Origin of the sequence: Leeuwenhoekiella sp. A16, from assembly GCF_047946675.1 — a bacterium.
In the GTDB taxonomy this organism is placed as follows: Bacteria; Bacteroidota; Bacteroidia; order Flavobacteriales; family Flavobacteriaceae; genus Leeuwenhoekiella.
The window spans coordinates 2,487,603-2,504,163 of sequence record NZ_CP172313.1; the positions used below are offsets into that span (position 1 = coordinate 2,487,603).

Below are 16,561 nucleotides of genomic sequence, written 5' to 3' on the forward strand. Positions count from 1 at the left end.
ACGCGAAAATCGGTCTGTTAGGGTGATTTTTCGTTTAAATCAATATTAATTTCAATACAACATAATAATGAAAATTACCGTAGTAGGAGCAGGAGCTGTAGGTGCAAGTTGTGCCGAATATATAGCCATGAAAAATTTTGCATCTGATGTAATTCTTTTAGATATAAAAGAAGGATATGCAGAGGGTAAAGCGATGGACTTAATGCAAACCGCTTCTTTAAATGGATTTGACACACGCATAACGGGTACGACCGGAGATTATTCTAAAACAGCAGGTACAGACATTGCTGTAATTACAAGTGGTATACCACGTAAACCGGGTATGACTCGTGAAGAATTAATAGGTATTAATGCAGGTATCGTAAAAGACGTAGCATCAAACCTAATTAAGCATTCTCCAGAAGTTACTATAATTGTAGTAAGTAACCCTATGGATACGATGACATATCTTGTTCATAAAACCACAAATCTGCCTAAAAATAAGATCATAGGTATGGGCGGTGCTTTAGACAGTGCTCGTTTTAAATATAGATTGGCAGAAGCTTTAGAATGCCCAATTTCTGATGTTGATGGTATGGTAATAGGAGGTCATAGCGACACAGGTATGATACCTTTAACAAGATTAGCGACCAGAAATAGTGTACCTGTTTCTGAATTTATTGAGGCTGATCGTCTTGATCAGGTTATGGAAGATACTAAAGTAGGGGGCGCAACGCTTACTAAACTTTTAGGTACTTCTGCATGGTATGCTCCGGGAGCAGCGGTTTCTGGTCTGGTTCAGGCAATTGCATGTGATCAGAAAAAAATGTTCCCATGCTCAACACTTCTTGAGGGAGAATATGGTCTTGATGATATAGCAATAGGTGTTCCTGTTATTTTAGGTCGCAATGGTATTGAGCAAATTGTAGATGTAGAATTATCTGATGCCGAGAAATCTAAACTTCAGGAAAGTGCTGCAGCAGTGAAGAAAACTAATGATCTTCTAGAGCTGTAAAAAGATAATAATATTAATATTCTTTAAATCTTTTAAAGGTCTAATATTTTATAGATTAAGTAATTAAGGCTGCATTTTGCAGTCTTTTTTCTTGTAAAAAATGTTAAAGAAATCAAAAGAATATTTATTGGCATTTCTACACTGAAACCCTATATTTGCACGTTTTATAAAATTGCCGGATGTCTATTCTGGCTCAACTAATAAATATTAAATAATAATGCAGAATAAAGGACTCATTAGAGTATTTGCAATTTTGTTTGGGTTGGTGAGTTTGTATCAACTTTCTTTTACTTATTTCACAAATAAAGTTGAAGACGAAGCAGAGGCTTATGCCACCGCAAAGGTGCCAACAAGTGAAGAAGACTATGTTGATCGCAGAGGTGAAGTACAGCGTCAATATCTTGATTCTATAGGTAATGATCCTATAGCTTTAGGTATTACATATAATGACGCTAAAGAAAAAGAGCTGAATAAAGGTCTTGACCTTAAAGGTGGGATGAATGCGATCTTAGAGATATCTGTTGCAGATATTCTAAAAGGACTTAGCAATAACAGTACAGACCCTGCTTTTAATCAAGCTCTTGCTGAAGCTGCCGAAGCTCAAAAAGATAGTCAGAATCCATTTTTAGAAGACTTTTTTGATGCTTTTGAAAATATTCCTGGTGATAACAAACTAGCTTCTCCAGATATATTTGCAAATACGACCTTAGGAGATAAGATCAACTTTAATATGACAAATGATGAGGTTGAGCCTGTCATTCGTAACGAAGTTGAAGAGTCTATAAAATCTGCTTTTGAGGTACTACGTAATCGTATTGATAAATTTGGTGTTACACAACCTAACATTCAAAGACTTGATAACCGTTCTCGTATTTTAATTGAATTACCGGGAGCTACAGATATCGAGCGTGTAAAATTTCAATTAGAAAGTACTGCACAACTTGAGTTCTATAAAACGCATTATGCGGGTGATGTAGCTGGTTATTTATTTAACGTAAATACAGCTTTAAAAGATATTGTTACTCCTGCTGAAACAGAAGAAACTCAGGCAACAAAAGATTCTACCGAAACTGCAGATGATTCTCTAGAAGAGCTATTAGCTAGTGAAGATGAAGATTCTTTAAGCCAGACTAATGCTAACAATCCTTTATTTGAGGTCTTCCAGTTTAATCCTGCTCTTCAGCAATATGGACAGTCAGCAGTTGTAGGTTATGCAGCAGCTCAGGATACAGCAACTATCAACAGATATCTTTCTCTTCCTGAGATCGTAAGAATGCGCCCACAAGAAATACGTTTTGCTAAATTTAGATGGGGTATTACAGAAGATAAAGAGTCTAACATAGTTCCGCTTTATGCTCTACAATCAGACAGAAGTGGAACTCCTGCAATAGATGGAGATATAGTACAAGATTCAAGACAGCAATATACACAGACTGGTCTTCCTTCAGTAGGGATTGATTTTGATGGTCAGGGACCTGCGCAATGGGCAAAGTTAACGCGCGAAGTTGCACAAGACGGAAATGCAATAGCTATCGTTCTTGATGATGTAGTTTACTCTGCAGCAACAGCGAAACAAGAAATTCCAGGTGGAGCAACAGAAATTTCTGGCAATTTCACTGTAAATAAAGCTCAGGATTTAGCTAATGTTTTAAAAGCTGGTAAACTTCCCGCTTCAGCGAAAATCATATCTTATGACGTAGTTGGGCCTTCTCTTGGTCAGGAAGCTATAAACAGTGGGTTAATGTCATTTATAATAGCGCTAATATTAGTGCTTGTGTGGATGTTCTTATATTATAGCAGAGCCGGTATTTATGCTGATGTTGCTCTTGCGGTAAACATTCTTTTCATATTTGGTATTCTTGCAGGTCTGGGAGCTGTTCTTACTTTGCCCGGTATAGCCGGTATCGTTTTAACCATAGGTATGTCTGTTGATGCAAACGTGCTTATTTTTGAACGAATAAAAGAAGAACTCCGGAAAGGTAAATCTCAGAAAGAGGCTATTAAAGATGGTTTTAACAATGCTTTATCCTCTATTCTTGATGCAAACATCACGACTTTCTTAACAGCACTTATCTTGTTCTTATTTGGTACAGGACCTATTCAGGGTTTTGCAACCACATTAATGATAGGTATTGGTACTTCTCTTTTTACAGCAATTTTTATAACAAGATTATTTATAGATGGTTATGGTAAAAATGGCAAGTCGCTTTCATTTACTACTGCTATCACAAAAAATCTGTTCCTTCATAGCAATGTAGATTTTCTTGCAAAACGCAAGATTGCTTATGCTGTAAGTGGTGCAGTAATACTTATTGGTCTTGGTTCATTATTCTTTGGTAATGGTCTTGATCAGGGAGTTGACTTTGTAGGAGGGCGTAATTATACAGTGCGTTTTGAGAGCCCTGTAAACGCTTCAGAAGTTGAAGGTGTACTTATCGATGCATTTGGTAGCGCTCAGGCGAAAACTTACGGTGAAGCAAACCAATTAAAGGTTACAACTAAGTACAGAATTGATGAAGAATCTTCTGAAGTTGATGACGAGATACAACAGAAATTATATAATACACTTAAATCTTATTTCCCACAGGATCTTACTTACGCTGAATTTGTAAAGGGGTCTAGTGGATCTAAGATAGGTATTTTAGAGTATAATAAAGTAGGACCTACAATAGCAGACGATATTAAAAAAGATTCGCTATGGGCAGTTTTAGGCTCTTTAGTGGTGGTTTTCTTATATATATTGTTGCGTTTTAGAAGATGGCAATTCTCAACCGGAGCGGTTGTTGCAGTTTTCCATGATGTATTAATCGTGCTTGGTATTTTCTCTCTTACGTATAAGTTCTTACCATTTAACATGGAAATTGATCAATCATTTATTGCAGCGATCCTTACAGTAATTGGATACTCTTTAAATGACACGGTAATTGTTTTTGATAGAATACGTGAGTATCTTAAAGAGCATGAGACTTCATCTAAGGGTATAGGTACAATAATAAATATGGCGATTAACAGCACCATAAGCCGTACTTTAAATACCTCTATGACAACATTAATAGTGTTAGTTGCGATTTTCGCTTTTGGCGGAGCTAGTATAATGGGCTTTATGTTTGCACTTATTGTGGGTGTGGTTGTAGGTACTTATTCTTCTATATTTATCGCGACTCCTGTTATGTATGACACAATACAGAAAAAGCAACTAAAATCTGAGAAGAAAAAAGAAGAGGAAGTTGCTTAATACTTTCTCATAATTCTATAAAAAAACTCCCATCATTGGGAGTTTTTTTATGCAGTAAATTTAAGAAATGTTTAGATGAAAGGTTTTGAGTTAAGCTTAGTGCAATTGTTAACTTTATGATAGTTAATTTGTTATCTATAAAATCGCGCGTATGAAAAGGATCTATAGCTTATGTATACCACTTATTCTAATATTGATTGTAATTGTGGGATTTACATATAAAAAAGAGGATAAGGACGAAAAGAAACTAGGGCATATTGTATTACAGGTTTCTAACCTAAAAACATCTCAGGATTTTTATAAAGATGTCTTAAATATGAAAACACATGAGCAGGCTACATATCAGGGTAAAACCAGAGTTTTTCTTGCGTCTGGTGATGATGAGCATCATGAACTTGTGTTGCAGGAAAGAAAAACCGCTAATGACAGTCACGTTAATACCCGCTACTTACAGCAGCTAGCTTTTGAGCTCAATGATCATGCAACATTGGTAGATTTTTACAAACAATTAAAAAATAAGAACATAGCTCTGCAGTTGAAGAATAACCAGATTAGCTGGTCTCTATATTTTTATGATCCTGATAGTGTACAGATTGAATTGTATTGGGATGTGAGAAATGAACCTTTTGGAAAGACAAAGTTTAAAGGCAATCAGAAAGAGCTATCTGAGGACTTACTTCTTAACCCACCCAAATAATTGAAAAGAGAGTTTTTTGCAAATAGCTTTAATTAAAAATTATACTATGCTGCGCCCGTGGTAAGCGCGCGCATTTATAATTCTATGGAGTTCTTCAACATTATAACCTGTAATTTTTCCTGCAGCAACTATTTCTATATCCTCTCCGGCGATTTTTAGCATATTTAGCAAGGTTTTACTGCCCACCTGAGCGGTTTTTGCCCCACCGGAGCTAAGTATTCCTGTAATCTCAGGAATATGAATTAGGTCTTTAACTGCTTTTAAAATGTCAGGAGTGTCATCAATGGCTTTGTGAATTGTCACTTTTAAAGGATAGGCCCATTGGGCTAACATTCGTATGGCTGCGATGTCTAACGTTTTGTCTGGACGGCTTGCGCCAAAAACAACACCGTCTACCTTTACCTTTTTACAGAATTCAATATCTGCCTGCATGATGCTAAAATCGGCATTAGAATAGCAAAAATCGCCTTCTCGTGGTCTAATCATGACCCGTATGGGAATGTTTAAAATAGATTTGATCTCTGCTATCAATTGGTGAGAAGGAGTTAAGCCCTCGAGATCAAGTCTGGAGCACAATTCTATGCGATTAGCTCCATTTGCTGCGGCTCTTGTAGCTTGTTCAAGTGTTTCAACACATGCCTCTTTTATGAATAAAGATTGTGGTGAAGACATTTTTACAGAGTTTAATCTCGTTCCCAGCTTACAGAATCGCCTGGTTGCAAATTCCATTTATCAGAAAGTCCTGCGTTTACCTCAAGTACAAACTGAATGGGAAGGCCTGAAGGGAGACTTTCCTCGTTTAGAGGTTTGGCATTTTTAGCAATACTCCCAATTGTTTTATCTGCTTTTATGTAGATAATATCAAGGGGAATATTTGTGTTTTTCATGTAGAAATAACGTTCCTGTATTTCATCAAAGATAAACAGCATGCCTTCATTTTCAGCCATGCTCTTTCGATACATAAGTCCGGTTTCGGTCTCGTAATCAGTTTCAGCGATTTCTATTTTTAAAGAAGCAGCAACCGTGCTGTCTGGCTTAATAATTTTAAGAGTACCTTCCTTAGTAAAAGCAATCGCATCTTCCTTATATGATGTAGTGTTCTCATTCTTGCAGCTTGTAAATACAAGCCCTGAGAGTATTAAGAGGAGAGCGATTTTGTTTTTCATACTAATAAACCTTTGCTTCTTTTTGTTGCATCCCCCGTATCATTAAGAATATACCTATTATTATAAAGGGAACACTTAAGATTTGCCCTGTGTTGAGGCCTAAAACCCAATCTTCACGACCTTCTACCTGTGCTCTTTTAAAGAACTCTACGATGAAACGTACCGTCCAGAGAAGTGTGAGGAAAAGGCCAAATATGAAACCTTCCTTTTTGCGCAGATCAGTTTTCCAATAAACAAGCATTAGAATTAAGAATACAAAAACATAGCCGAATGATTCCATTAACTGACCCGGAAAACGATAAGGTATTTCGGCAATATATTGCGAAAACTGAGGATCGTCTGTCAAGGCTTGTAGTGCTTTACGCCCATTGGGAATGCTAGTGATGCGCTGCGCCTGATATTCTGAATATTCATCCTGAACAAATTTAATCCCAAGATTGCTGTCTGTAACTTTACCTACCATTTCAGAATTGAAGAAATTTCCAATTCGCACAAAAATAGCGCCTAGTGAGACCGGTAAAATAACGCGATCCAGGAGCCATAAAATACTCTTTTTAAGTATTTTTTTATTGTAAAGATACATGGCGATGATCATTCCTATCGCTGCGCCATGACTGGCTAAACCCTGAAAACCTGTGTACTCGATCTCAGGTACAAAGCGAAATGGCAATACCACAGAAAGAGGATCCTGCCATAAAAGTTCTGTTTGATAAAAGAAAACGTGACCTAATCTTGCACCAATTAAAATCGCAAGAACAGAATATATAAAAAGCGGGTCTAGTTTTTCTATTGATACATTTTCCCGTTCATAGACTTTTTTCATCAGGTACCAGCCTAACATAAAAGCAACGACAAACATTAAACTGTAATAGTGAAGGGTAAAAAATCCTAGATCGAGGCCCGTAGATGGGTTCCAGGTCATTTTTAAAGCGAGCATATTTTGCATTTATCAGTATGTGGTAAAGATATGAAAGCAGCTAAATTCATCAGCTTTATATCTCAATTTTTATCTGCTGTATTAGAAGACTCATTCTTTGCCGGTGGCACGGGGTCATAACCAGAACCGCCCCAAGGGTTACAACTTGCGATGCGCTTAACTGCGAGCCAGCCACCTTTTAAAATACCATGCGCCTTTAATGCTTCTATAGTGTATTGTGAGCAGGTAGGGGAGTATCTACAGGAGGATGGTAAAAACGGTGATATAAATTGTTGATAAAGACGTACTAAGAATATAAATGGTGCCGCTATTAATTGTGAGGCTTGCATTACAGCAGACTGTATGAGGTGCCTTCTCTGCCGTCTTTTAACTGTATGCCCATTTCCTGCAGTTCATCACGAATTACATCGCTCATGGCGAAATCTTTATTTGCACGGGCTTCGTTTCTAAGCTTTATCAAGAGTTCTATAGCACCATTCAGTTTATCTGTGTTTGCCTCATTAGCAACGTTTGTATCTTCAAGACCTAAAACATCAAATACAAATGAATGCACTGTGTGCTCAAGAATTTCAAGATCTTCTTTAGAAATAGTTGCTTTACCGTCTTTTATCTGATGAATATACTTAACGGCTTCAAAAAGCTGAGCGATTAAAATAGGTGTATTAAAATCGTCATTCATCGCGTTATAGCATGCCTGCTTCCAGGTTGTAATGTCAAAGCTGCTCTTACCTGAAGTGGGTAACGTTTTAATAAGATGCACAGCTTCCATAAGACGATTAAACCCTTTTTCACTGGCGAGCAGCGCATCGTTGCTAAAGTCGAGAACACTTCTATAATGTGCCTGCATGATGAAAAATCGGGCTACAGCAGGTAAATATCCTTTGGTTAAAAACTCACTTTCACCGGTAAAAATCTGTCCGGGATTGATATTATTCCCCGTGCTCTTTGACATTTTTTTGCCATTAAGCGTAAGCATATTTGCGTGAAGCCAATAATTCACTGGGTTTTGTCCTGATGAAGCTTCGCTTTGTGCGATCTCACACTCGTGATGTGGAAATTTAAGATCCATACCGCCACCGTGAATATCAAATCTTTCGCCTAAATATTTTGTGCTCATTGCTGTACACTCAAGATGCCAGCCGGGAAAACCGTCTCCCCAAGGCGATGGCCAGCGCATAATATGCTGTGGTTCGGCCTTTTTCCAGAGGGCAAAATCCTGTGGATTTCTTTTTTCGCTTTGAGCGGTGAGTTCACGAGTATTGGCAATCATATCTTCAAGCTGTCTTCCGCTTAGCTTGCCATAATCATGACTTTCATTAAACTTAAGCACGTCAAAATAAACAGAACCATTCTCAACATAGGCAAAGCCATTGTCAAGTATTTGTTTAATGATTTCGATCTGTTCTATAATATGACCCGTAGCTGTAGGTTCTATGCTAGGAGGGAGGCAATTGAATTTTTGCAGGATATTGTGAAAGTCTATCGTGTACTGCTGTACGACTTCCATGGGTTCTATCTGCTCAAGTCTGGCCTTTTTAGCAATCTTGTCTTCGCCCTGATCTGCATCATCTTCCAGATGGCCGGCATCTGTAATATTTCGCACATAGCGCACTTTATACCCTAAATGTTTAAGGTATCTAAAGATCATATCAAAAGACATGAACGTTCTTACGTTACCTAAATGCACATTGCTGTAAACGGTGGGACCGCAGACGTACATACCTACATTACCTTCAAGAAGAGGTTTAAATTGTTCTTTCTCTCCAGAAAGTGAATTGTAAATCGATAAGTTTTGACTTTGGTATAAGGCAGCCGCCATTGATGCTTTTTAGGTTTTGTTAAGGGCTAAAAATACTACAAAAAAATCGGGTTGCTGAGGCTAAAAATCAGCTAAAAGAGTTTAAAAATGGGTTTCAAGCTTGATGTAGTCTAAGAATTCTCTTCTTACAGCGTTCTCTTTAAACTTACCACCAAATTCACTTGTTACCGTGCTACTCTCTATATCGCGTATACCACGACTATTCACACAAAGATGTTTTGCGTCTATAACACAGGCAACATCTTCTGTGCCTAAGGTTTTTTGTAATTCCTGAACAATTTGCATGGTGAGGCGCTCTTGTACCTGAGGACGCTTTGCATAAAAATCTACAATGCGATTCATTTTAGAAAGACCTACAACCGTACCATTAGAGATATAAGCAACATGCGCTCTCCCTACAATAGGCAATAGATGATGCTCACAAGTAGAATAAACAGTAATGTTCTTTTCTACCAGCATCTCGCCGTATTTGTAACTATTTTTAAAAGTAGAAGCTTTAGGTTTCCTGTCAGGATGAAGGCCGCTAAAGATCTCGTTCACAAACATTTTGGCCACTCTATTAGGTGTGCCTTTTAAACTATCGTCTGTAAGGTCAAGACCTAAGGTCTTCATTATGTGCTCAACATCTTCCTTGATTAAAGCTATTTTTTCTATATCGCTTAAAGCGAAAGCATCTGCTCGCATAGGAGTTTCTGCAGAGGTTCCCACGTGATCGTCTCCTAAGGAGTCGGTTTCCGCGATGGGTTGTTTTTCAAAATTCATCTTCATAAATCTATAGTCGTAACTTGCGCTAAAGGCTTGCAAAGATAAGTAATTTGAATATTTAATCACCTATTTGTTAAAATTGTATCTATGCAGCTGTAAGCAGTTTCTATAGTTAATTAGTGACTGTGAAAGTCGAGTTTATGTTTCTGTATGCTGTGCGATTAAAGTCTAAAGCTGAATGTCGCAGCTACTGTAGAATTTACACCGTCTACAAAAGCAGTAGATGTTAGACCTGTATCGTACAATTGTGGATTACTTTCTTGTGTATATCTTGAATAAGCTAAATCTAATCTGGCAGATCCAAATGAATATCCTAGTCCGGCAGAAAAACCTGACAGATTGCTCATAATATCATCATTTTCATAAGGACTTTCCTGATACTTATAACCACCTCTAAAGCTCCATTTTCTTACTTTAATTTCGCCACCCACTTTATAAGTAGAAACCGCTTTAAGATTTGAGTCAATTTCATCATTCAATCCTTGAAAAAAGGTGTCATTTTTTGGTTTAAATGTCACGCTTGAAAAATCTTCGTAAGAATAATCAAAACTTAAGAAACCATTGCTGCCAAAAATATAAGCCAAGCCGGCTGTTCCTTTTCCTGGTGTTTGTAATGTATAGTCATCATAAACATTTGTAACTCTTGGGTCAAGAGTTACATTACCGTTTACTCCTGAAGTTGTAAGGCGTTGTGTAGTTTCTTCTTCTATGTTGTACCAGGTAGGTGAGTCATAAGTTAGACCAACGCGTAAACTGGGTGATAGATGATAAATACCTCCTATTTGAAAAGAAAAACCGTTACCGAGTGTGCTTAAATTATTTTCGAAACGCAGATTTGTTACCTGGCTGTTGGCATTAGCGTTATCTTCAAATAGAATGGTAGATTGTCTGTAGTCTATAAAGTGCGAATTCAAATTGAGACCTACATACAATTTCTCTTTATATTGAGTAGCAATATTAAAACTCGCTTTCCCCGCATAACCGCTAGCTAATGATGTGTATTCCTGATCAAAATTCCCCGAGCCTATAGCTGAGGAATAGCTTGTATTGTCAGGATCGTCTTCCGCGGGATCAACTATATATCCCTGATACCCTAAAAACGCCTGCTGAGCGCCAAAACCTTCATTTTCCCCCAAATAATCGTACAGATCGTCTACGTTTTCACCAGATCTGTATTGTAGTAAATCTAATGGTGTGCCCTGTGCAAATTGTAAAAAGTAAGCATCTATAGAAGTGTTGCCAATTCCGGAAGCTGTATAAACATTGTCAAAATTTGCCGTTCTATCATAATTAAATGCGATCGCCAATTTTCTAAAAGCCGAACTCTCGTCGTTATTGTCTAAAACAAAAACGCCACCGCCCTGATTAAAATTGATATCAGAGTCATCAGTAGGCATACTTCCATTAAAATATTGGGTTGAATTATCATACATGTCTAATGCAGCAGTAATAGAGGCATAGCTATTTGTAAATATTGCTGAAGAAGCAGGATTGTTATTAATAGCAGATAAATCGCCGCCCAGAGCGCCAAAGGCGCCGCTCACACCTTGATATCTTGCGGTACCGCTAATATTTTGTGTGCTGTAACGTACTGCATCATTAATGTTTTGAGCGTAAGAAGTACCTATGGCAAGAAGAGCCATTAAAAGAAAATTGATTTTATTCATGATTTAAAATGAAGATCAAAATTAAGAATCAGAAAAGTTTATCCGCGACCACCGCCTCTTCTACCTGTACTGCCGCCACCGCCGCTACTTCTGGTTGTGCCAGAACTACGAGCAGGAGCACTACTTCTTGACACGTTGCTAGAGCTACGCGCCGGGGTGCTTCTGGAGTATGTGCTATTGTTACTTCTTGAATAACTTGAGTTATTAGAGCGTCTCACAGCAGTATTTGCATTAGTGCTATTTGCTCTGCGGGTGTAGGTGTTGTTACCTGTTGATCTGCGCTGCTGAGCAGTTGAATTGTATATAGAACGGTTAGAATTGTCTGCCCGTCTCACTGTAGCGTTGTTATTACTTCTTGATAATCTTGAAGTATTTACCCCAACGTTGTTACGGCTGTATGTGCGTTCTGTTCTTCTGTAATTTGCTTGTTGGTTGCTTCTGTTGTTAGCGGTCGCAGATCTGTAATCATTTCTACGTGTGTTGCTATAAGTATAACTATTATTGTAATAATTGTTATAGTAATTTCTATAACCATGATAATAAGGATAACCAAAGTATGGGTTGTAACCGTAGCCAAACCCGCCAAAATAAGGGTAACCAAACCCACCATAAAATGGAGATAAACCTACGCCAAAGCCGCCATAAAAGTAAGGGTTGCCATAGCCGTAACCATAACCATAACCACCTGCATAGCCCCAGCCTCCATAACCAAAACCATTGCTGAAGCCCCAGTAATTACCAAATCCAAAATAAGGAGATCTTCCATAAAACGAAGGATAGACATTTACAATTGTTCTGTCATAAGTGTCGCCCCACCCCGCATTAGGATTATAAATCGTATCTCCTTCCTGAAACATTTGTTCATCTTCTAGATAACCAGATGCAGAGCTGTATGAATCAACGTCTGTGAAAATAGTTCCTTCAGAATTGGCCTGATCTAATTGTTCAGCACCTTGATTAAAGTAATCTGAATAATATTCTGATCTCGTGTTTGCGTTATAAGTGTTCTCAGATATTTCTGTTCCAGAAGAGTAAATCCCGTCTTCTGAAGTTGCATATTGAGATGTACCGCAGGAAATTAATCCGGCAGTAGCTAAAAATAAAAAAAGTGATCTTATCAATATATTTTGAGGTACAAGAGCGCGTTGCATATCTATCGGTATTTTATTGTTGTACAATGTAAATTTAGTTAGTTTTGCCGTCAATCCTAAGGGGTTTAACATTGATTAGTCAAAAACTTAACTATTAACGAAGTCACAATAGTTGTGCCAATTATTTATATATGAGCAAGAATTTAACCACGCGCGAAGAGGACTATTCTAAATGGTACAATGAATTAGTTGTTAAAGCAGATCTAGCTGAAAATTCAGGAGTTAGAGGATGTATGGTTATTAAACCATACGGCTATGCAATTTGGGAAAAAATGCAGGCAGAGCTGGATCGTATGTTTAAAGAAACAGGGCATCAAAATGCCTATTTTCCTATTTTTATCCCAAAATCTTATTTTAGTAAAGAGGCGAGTCATGTAGATGGCTTTGCTAAAGAATGTGCGGTAGTTACGCATTATAGATTAAAAAATGACGAAGATGGATCGATTATCGTTGATCCAGATGCAAAACTGGAAGAAGAACTTATTGTACGACCAACGTCTGAAACCATTATCTGGGATACTTACAGAAAATGGGTTCAATCTTATCGTGACTTGCCTTTGCTTATAAATCAGTGGGCAAATGTGGTTCGTTGGGAAATGCGTACGCGGTTATTTTTACGTACTTCTGAATTTTTATGGCAAGAAGGCCATACGGCTCACGAAACTCGTGATGAAGCTGTAGCAGAAGCGAAGCAGATGATGAATATTTATGCTGAATTTGCTGAAAACTTTATGGCGGTTCCTGTTGTAAAAGGTACTAAGACAGAAAGTGAGCGTTTTGCAGGTGCGTTAGAAACATATTGTATTGAAGCTCTTATGCAGGATGGTAAAGCTTTGCAGGCAGGTACATCTCACTTTTTAGGTCAAAATTTCGCGAAAGCTTTTGATGTAAAATTTGCATCTAAAGATGGTGGGCAGGAATATGTTTGGGCGACTTCATGGGGAGTTTCAACCCGATTGATGGGTGCTTTGGTAATGACACACAGTGATGATAAAGGTTTGGTTTTACCACCTAATCTTGCACCTATACAAGTGGTTATAGTGCCTATTTATAAAGGGCAGGAGCAGCTAGAGGCAATTTCGCAGGTAGCTAATGAGCTTCAGAGAGAATTGCGTTTACGAGGTGTTTCTGTGAAATTTGATGATAGAGATACTTATAAGCCGGGATGGAAGTTTAATGAGTACGAACTAAAAGGTGTGCCTTTACGTATAGGTATAGGTCCTAAAGATCTTGAGAAGCGTACGGTTGAGCTGGCCAGAAGAGATACATTGACTAAGGAGTTTGTTTCTAAAGATAATATTGTAGATCGCGTTCAGGAATTATTACGTGAGATGCAGGCGGCTTTATTCAATAAAGCTTTAAAATATAGAAATGAGCACATAACTCAGGTTGATACTTACGATGAGTTCAAAAAAGTTCTTGAAGAGAAGGGTGGCTTTGTGAGCGCTTTCTGGGATGGGACAATTGAAACAGAAGAAAAGATAAAAGCAGAAACTAAAGCAACCATACGTTGTATACCGCTTAATGCTCATGAAGAAGAGGGTGTTTGTATGTACAGCGGAAACAAGGCAAGTAAGCGAGTTTTATTTGCAAAAGCATATTAGTTTTAAAAAAGTTTTAGTAACGCTTGCGGCATTCAAAAATAGTTGTATTTTTGCATCCGCAATTGAGCGAAACTAAACCGGTCCGTTCGTCTAGGGGTTAGGACGCCAGGTTTTCATCCTGGTAACAGGGGTTCGATTCCCCTACGGACTACAAGAGGTTAGTAAATGCACCTTAAGCATTTAAAATTTGACATAATGGCCCGTTCGTCTATCGGCTAGGACGCCAGGTTTTCATCCTGGTAAGAGGGGTTCGATTCCCCTACGGGCTACAATTTAAAAAAACAAAATAATGGCAAATCACAAGTCATCTTTAAAGAGAATCAGAAGCAGCGAGAGCAACAGATTGAGAAACAGATATCAGCATAGAACGACACGTAATGCTATTAAGAAATTGCGTGATTCTGAAAAAGAAGAAGCTGAAACGTTGTATCCATCAGTTGTATCTATGATTGATAAACTAGCTAAGAAAAATATCATTCATAGCAACAAAGCTTCTAATCTTAAATCTCAGCTTGCTAAGCACGTAGCTGCTTTATAAGAGTTTAAGTTTATTATAATATTAAACTCCTGCAGTAGTGGGAGTTTTTTGTTGGTTAATATGTTTATTTGTTTATTGAAAAACTCCTTTGCATCAACAGATGTTTAGGAGTTTTTTAATGCCATAAATTCAATACGATCGCGAAAGTATTGCATAAAAAAGCTCCCTATTTTTGAGTATTATAGGGAGCTTTTTGTATTAAAAAAGGAGGTTTTTAGCCGTTCATAGAGATTAAAAACTCCTCGTTATTCTTTGTTTGCTTTATTCTCTCGCTTACAAATTCCATTGCTTCAATAGGATTCATATCTGCAAGATATTTGCGCATAACCCACATGCGTTGTATTGCATTATCACTAAGCAATAGATCATCGCGACGTGTGCTTGAAGAAGTAAGGTCTATAGCAGGGAAGATTCTGCGGTTAGCGATCTTACGATCAAGCTGAAGCTCCATGTTACCTGTTCCTTTAAATTCTTCAAAAATAACTTCGTCCATTTTAGAGCCGGTTTCGGTAAGGGCAGTTGCAATTATAGAAAGAGATCCTCCTCCTTCAATATTACGGGCAGCACCAAAGAAACGTTTTGGCTTATGAAGTGCGTTAGCATCAACACCACCGCTCAAAATCTTACCTGAGGCTGGTTGTACGGTGTTGTATGCGCGAGCAAGTCTGGTGATCGAGTCAAGAAGTATAACTACATCATGGCCACATTCTACAAGACGCTTTGCTTTTTCTAATACGATATTTGCCACGCGCACATGCTCATGTGCTTCTTTGTCAAAAGTAGAAGCGATAACTTCACCTTTTACATTACGTTGCATATCTGTTACTTCTTCTGGTCGCTCATCTATAAGTAATATCATTTGATATACTTCGGGATGATTAGCAGCAATTGCATTTGCCACATCTTTAAGCAACATCGTTTTACCAGTCTTAGGCTGAGAAACGATCATACCACGTTGTCCTTTTCCTATAGGAGCAAAAAGATCCATTACACGTGTTGATATTGTGCTTTGGCGATCGCCTATATTAAATTTCTCTTTGGGAAAAAGAGGAGTAAGGTGCTCAAAAGAAACTCTGTCTCTAACTACATCTGGATTAAGACCATTTATTTTGCTCACTTTAATAAGTGGAAAATATTTCTCTCCTTCTTTAGGAGGACGTATTACTCCAAGTACGGTATCGCCGGTTTTTAAACCAAATAATCTTATTTGCGATTGTGAAACGTATATATCATCAGGAGATGACAAGTAGTTGTAATCTGAAGATCTTAAAAAGCCATAGCCATCTTGCATAATATCAAGTACGCCTTCACTTTCTATAAGTCCTTCAAACTCGTAATCTGGCTCGCGGTAACGATTACGAGAATCTTTATTCCCGTTATTGCTGTTGCTGCGATTACTGTTAGAATTATTATTGTTGCTTCTCTGGCTTCTATTAGAGTTGTTAGAATTATGAGAAGTATTAGTAGTGTTGCTATTGCTATTGTCCTTGCGAGCGCGAGTCGGCTTATTAGATTTTGAATCGTTAGAAGCCGGCTTGTCATTCTGATTTTTAGCAGAATCACTTTTTTCGCTTTCAGTAGGTTTTGAGGCGGGTTTTGTAGGTTTTTCTACTTTACTGCGCTCCTGGGTAATTTTCTTTTGAGGGCGTGGTGCTCTGGGCTCGCGTTTAGGAGTTGGCTTTTCCTCAGTTTTTGAGGGCGAAGTTTCCTGTACAACCTCTGCAACAGCTTTAGGATTTGCGGCTTGTTGATCGAGTATTTTGTAAACAAGATCAAGTTTTTTTAAGGTCCTGAACTTGGGAACATCAAGGCCTTTTGCTATATCCTGTAGTTCAGGAAGCTTTTTAGCTTTTAATTCTGAAATGTCAAACATTAATTAAAAATAAGATTTCCGTATTGGTTTTGAATGCTAACAAAGATCTTGAGAGAAGATTCTAAGAAATTTTTGGCAAGATAAGTAACCAACTCAGAGGTGGTTACATTTCGTC

At 37.9% G+C, this 16,561-nt stretch carries 14 protein-coding genes and 2 tRNA genes; 7 read left to right on the forward strand and 9 right to left on the reverse strand.

The features are described from left to right. The first annotated feature begins 67 nt into the window (after window positions 1-67). The 3 genes from mdh to ACH3O9_RS10855 all read left to right on the forward strand — a co-directional run bounded on the left by mdh (window position 68) and on the right by ACH3O9_RS10855 (window position 4,926). Window positions 68-994, forward strand: coding sequence for a malate dehydrogenase (gene mdh, locus ACH3O9_RS10845; protein ID WP_416440287.1), 927 nt, complete (start codon window positions 68-70; stop codon window positions 992-994). A 217-nt stretch (window positions 995-1,211) separates the two neighbouring features. After that, window positions 1,212-4,229: a protein translocase subunit SecDF gene (gene secDF / locus ACH3O9_RS10850; protein WP_416440289.1), complete on the forward strand. Its 3,018-nt coding sequence runs from the start codon at window positions 1,212-1,214 to the stop codon at window positions 4,227-4,229. A 151-nt stretch (window positions 4,230-4,380) separates the two neighbouring features. After that, window positions 4,381-4,926 carry a VOC family protein gene (locus tag ACH3O9_RS10855; protein ID WP_416440291.1) on the forward strand — a complete coding sequence of 182 codons (546 nt, stop codon included), beginning with the start codon at window positions 4,381-4,383 and terminating at the stop codon, window positions 4,924-4,926. A 39-nt stretch (window positions 4,927-4,965) separates the two neighbouring features. On the opposite strand, the gene ACH3O9_RS10860 is transcribed toward ACH3O9_RS10855, so the two are convergent. The 8 genes from ACH3O9_RS10860 to ACH3O9_RS10895 all read right to left on the reverse strand — a co-directional run bounded on the left by ACH3O9_RS10860 (window position 4,966) and on the right by ACH3O9_RS10895 (window position 12,485). Next, on the reverse strand, window positions 4,966-5,598 hold the full coding sequence (locus ACH3O9_RS10860; RefSeq protein ID WP_416440293.1) for a copper homeostasis protein CutC: 633 nt from the start codon (window positions 5,596-5,598) through the stop codon (window positions 4,966-4,968). Between the two features lie 11 nt (window positions 5,599-5,609). Continuing rightward, window positions 5,610-6,092, reverse strand: coding sequence for a DUF192 domain-containing protein (locus ACH3O9_RS10865; protein ID WP_416440295.1), 483 nt, complete (start codon window positions 6,090-6,092; stop codon window positions 5,610-5,612). Between the two features lies 1 nt (window position 6,093). After that, a complete protein-coding gene (gene lgt / locus ACH3O9_RS10870; RefSeq protein WP_416440297.1) occupies window positions 6,094-7,029 on the reverse strand; it encodes a prolipoprotein diacylglyceryl transferase in 936 nt (311 codons plus the stop codon). Window positions 7,030-7,091: 62 nt separating this feature from the next. Next, complete coding sequence (gene yidD / locus ACH3O9_RS10875) at window positions 7,092-7,358, reverse strand: membrane protein insertion efficiency factor YidD (protein WP_416440299.1); 267 nt, start codon at window positions 7,356-7,358, stop codon at window positions 7,092-7,094. Continuing rightward, window positions 7,358-8,848 carry a cysteine--tRNA ligase gene (cysS, locus tag ACH3O9_RS10880; protein ID WP_416440301.1) on the reverse strand — a complete coding sequence of 497 codons (1,491 nt, stop codon included), beginning with the start codon at window positions 8,846-8,848 and terminating at the stop codon, window positions 7,358-7,360. The genes yidD and cysS overlap by 1 nt, the downstream gene beginning before the upstream one ends. Before the next feature lie 81 nt (window positions 8,849-8,929). Then, window positions 8,930-9,610 carry a GTP cyclohydrolase I FolE gene (gene folE, locus ACH3O9_RS10885; protein WP_416446671.1) on the reverse strand — a complete coding sequence of 227 codons (681 nt, stop codon included), beginning with the start codon at window positions 9,608-9,610 and terminating at the stop codon, window positions 8,930-8,932. 164 nt (window positions 9,611-9,774) lie between these two features. Beyond that, window positions 9,775-11,280, reverse strand: a complete 1,506-nt coding sequence (locus tag ACH3O9_RS10890) for an OmpP1/FadL family transporter (RefSeq protein ID WP_416440303.1) — start codon at window positions 11,278-11,280, stop codon at window positions 9,775-9,777. Window positions 11,281-11,318: 38 nt separating this feature from the next. After that, window positions 11,319-12,485: a hypothetical protein gene (locus ACH3O9_RS10895; protein ID WP_416440305.1), complete on the reverse strand. Its 1,167-nt coding sequence runs from the start codon at window positions 12,483-12,485 to the stop codon at window positions 11,319-11,321. 77 nt (window positions 12,486-12,562) lie between these two features. Here ACH3O9_RS10895 and proS point away from each other — a divergent pair, with 77 nt between their 5' ends. The 4 genes from proS to rpsT all read left to right on the forward strand — a co-directional run bounded on the left by proS (window position 12,563) and on the right by rpsT (window position 14,573). Next, complete coding sequence (gene proS, locus ACH3O9_RS10900; RefSeq protein ID WP_416440307.1) at window positions 12,563-14,035, forward strand: proline--tRNA ligase; 1,473 nt, start codon at window positions 12,563-12,565, stop codon at window positions 14,033-14,035. Between the two features lie 79 nt (window positions 14,036-14,114). Beyond that, window positions 14,115-14,186 (forward strand) — tRNA-Glu (locus tag ACH3O9_RS10905). 46 nt (window positions 14,187-14,232) lie between these two features. Further along, window positions 14,233-14,304, forward strand: a tRNA-Glu gene (locus ACH3O9_RS10910). 20 nt (window positions 14,305-14,324) lie between these two features. After that, window positions 14,325-14,573 (forward strand): 30S ribosomal protein S20, encoded by a 249-nt coding sequence (gene rpsT / locus ACH3O9_RS10915; RefSeq protein ID WP_416440309.1) that lies wholly within the window; start codon window positions 14,325-14,327, stop codon window positions 14,571-14,573. A 214-nt stretch (window positions 14,574-14,787) separates the two neighbouring features. Here the strand turns inward: rpsT and rho are convergent, their stop codons facing one another. Further along, on the reverse strand, window positions 14,788-16,446 hold the full coding sequence (gene rho, locus ACH3O9_RS10920; RefSeq protein ID WP_416440311.1) for a transcription termination factor Rho: 1,659 nt from the start codon (window positions 16,444-16,446) through the stop codon (window positions 14,788-14,790). Between the last annotated feature and the right edge of the window lie 115 nt (window positions 16,447-16,561).

What these genes read in the sequence shown, in the direction of transcription:
- mdh (WP_416440287.1), top strand. Translation starts at nt 68, where the DNA reads ATGAAAATTACCGTAGTAGGAGCAGGAGCTGTAGGTGCAAGTTGTGCC.
- cysS (WP_416440301.1), bottom strand. Translation starts at nt 8,848, where the DNA reads ATGGCGGCTGCCTTATACCAAAGTCAAAACTTATCGATTTACAATTCA.
- secDF (WP_416440289.1), top strand. Translation starts at nt 1,212, where the DNA reads ATGCAGAATAAAGGACTCATTAGAGTATTTGCAATTTTGTTTGGGTTG.
- ACH3O9_RS10855 (WP_416440291.1), top strand. Translation starts at nt 4,381, where the DNA reads ATGAAAAGGATCTATAGCTTATGTATACCACTTATTCTAATATTGATT.
- ACH3O9_RS10860 (WP_416440293.1), bottom strand. Translation starts at nt 5,598, where the DNA reads ATGTCTTCACCACAATCTTTATTCATAAAAGAGGCATGTGTTGAAACA.
- ACH3O9_RS10865 (WP_416440295.1), bottom strand. Translation starts at nt 6,092, where the DNA reads ATGAAAAACAAAATCGCTCTCCTCTTAATACTCTCAGGGCTTGTATTT.
- proS (WP_416440307.1), top strand. Translation starts at nt 12,563, where the DNA reads ATGAGCAAGAATTTAACCACGCGCGAAGAGGACTATTCTAAATGGTAC.
- rpsT (WP_416440309.1), top strand. Translation starts at nt 14,325, where the DNA reads ATGGCAAATCACAAGTCATCTTTAAAGAGAATCAGAAGCAGCGAGAGC.
- yidD (WP_416440299.1), bottom strand. Translation starts at nt 7,358, where the DNA reads ATGCAAGCCTCACAATTAATAGCGGCACCATTTATATTCTTAGTACGT.
- ACH3O9_RS10890 (WP_416440303.1), bottom strand. Translation starts at nt 11,280, where the DNA reads ATGAATAAAATCAATTTTCTTTTAATGGCTCTTCTTGCCATAGGTACT.
- lgt (WP_416440297.1), bottom strand. Translation starts at nt 7,029, where the DNA reads ATGCTCGCTTTAAAAATGACCTGGAACCCATCTACGGGCCTCGATCTA.
- folE (WP_416446671.1), bottom strand. Translation starts at nt 9,610, where the DNA reads ATGAATTTTGAAAAACAACCCATCGCGGAAACCGACTCCTTAGGAGAC.
- rho (WP_416440311.1), bottom strand. Translation starts at nt 16,446, where the DNA reads ATGTTTGACATTTCAGAATTAAAAGCTAAAAAGCTTCCTGAACTACAG.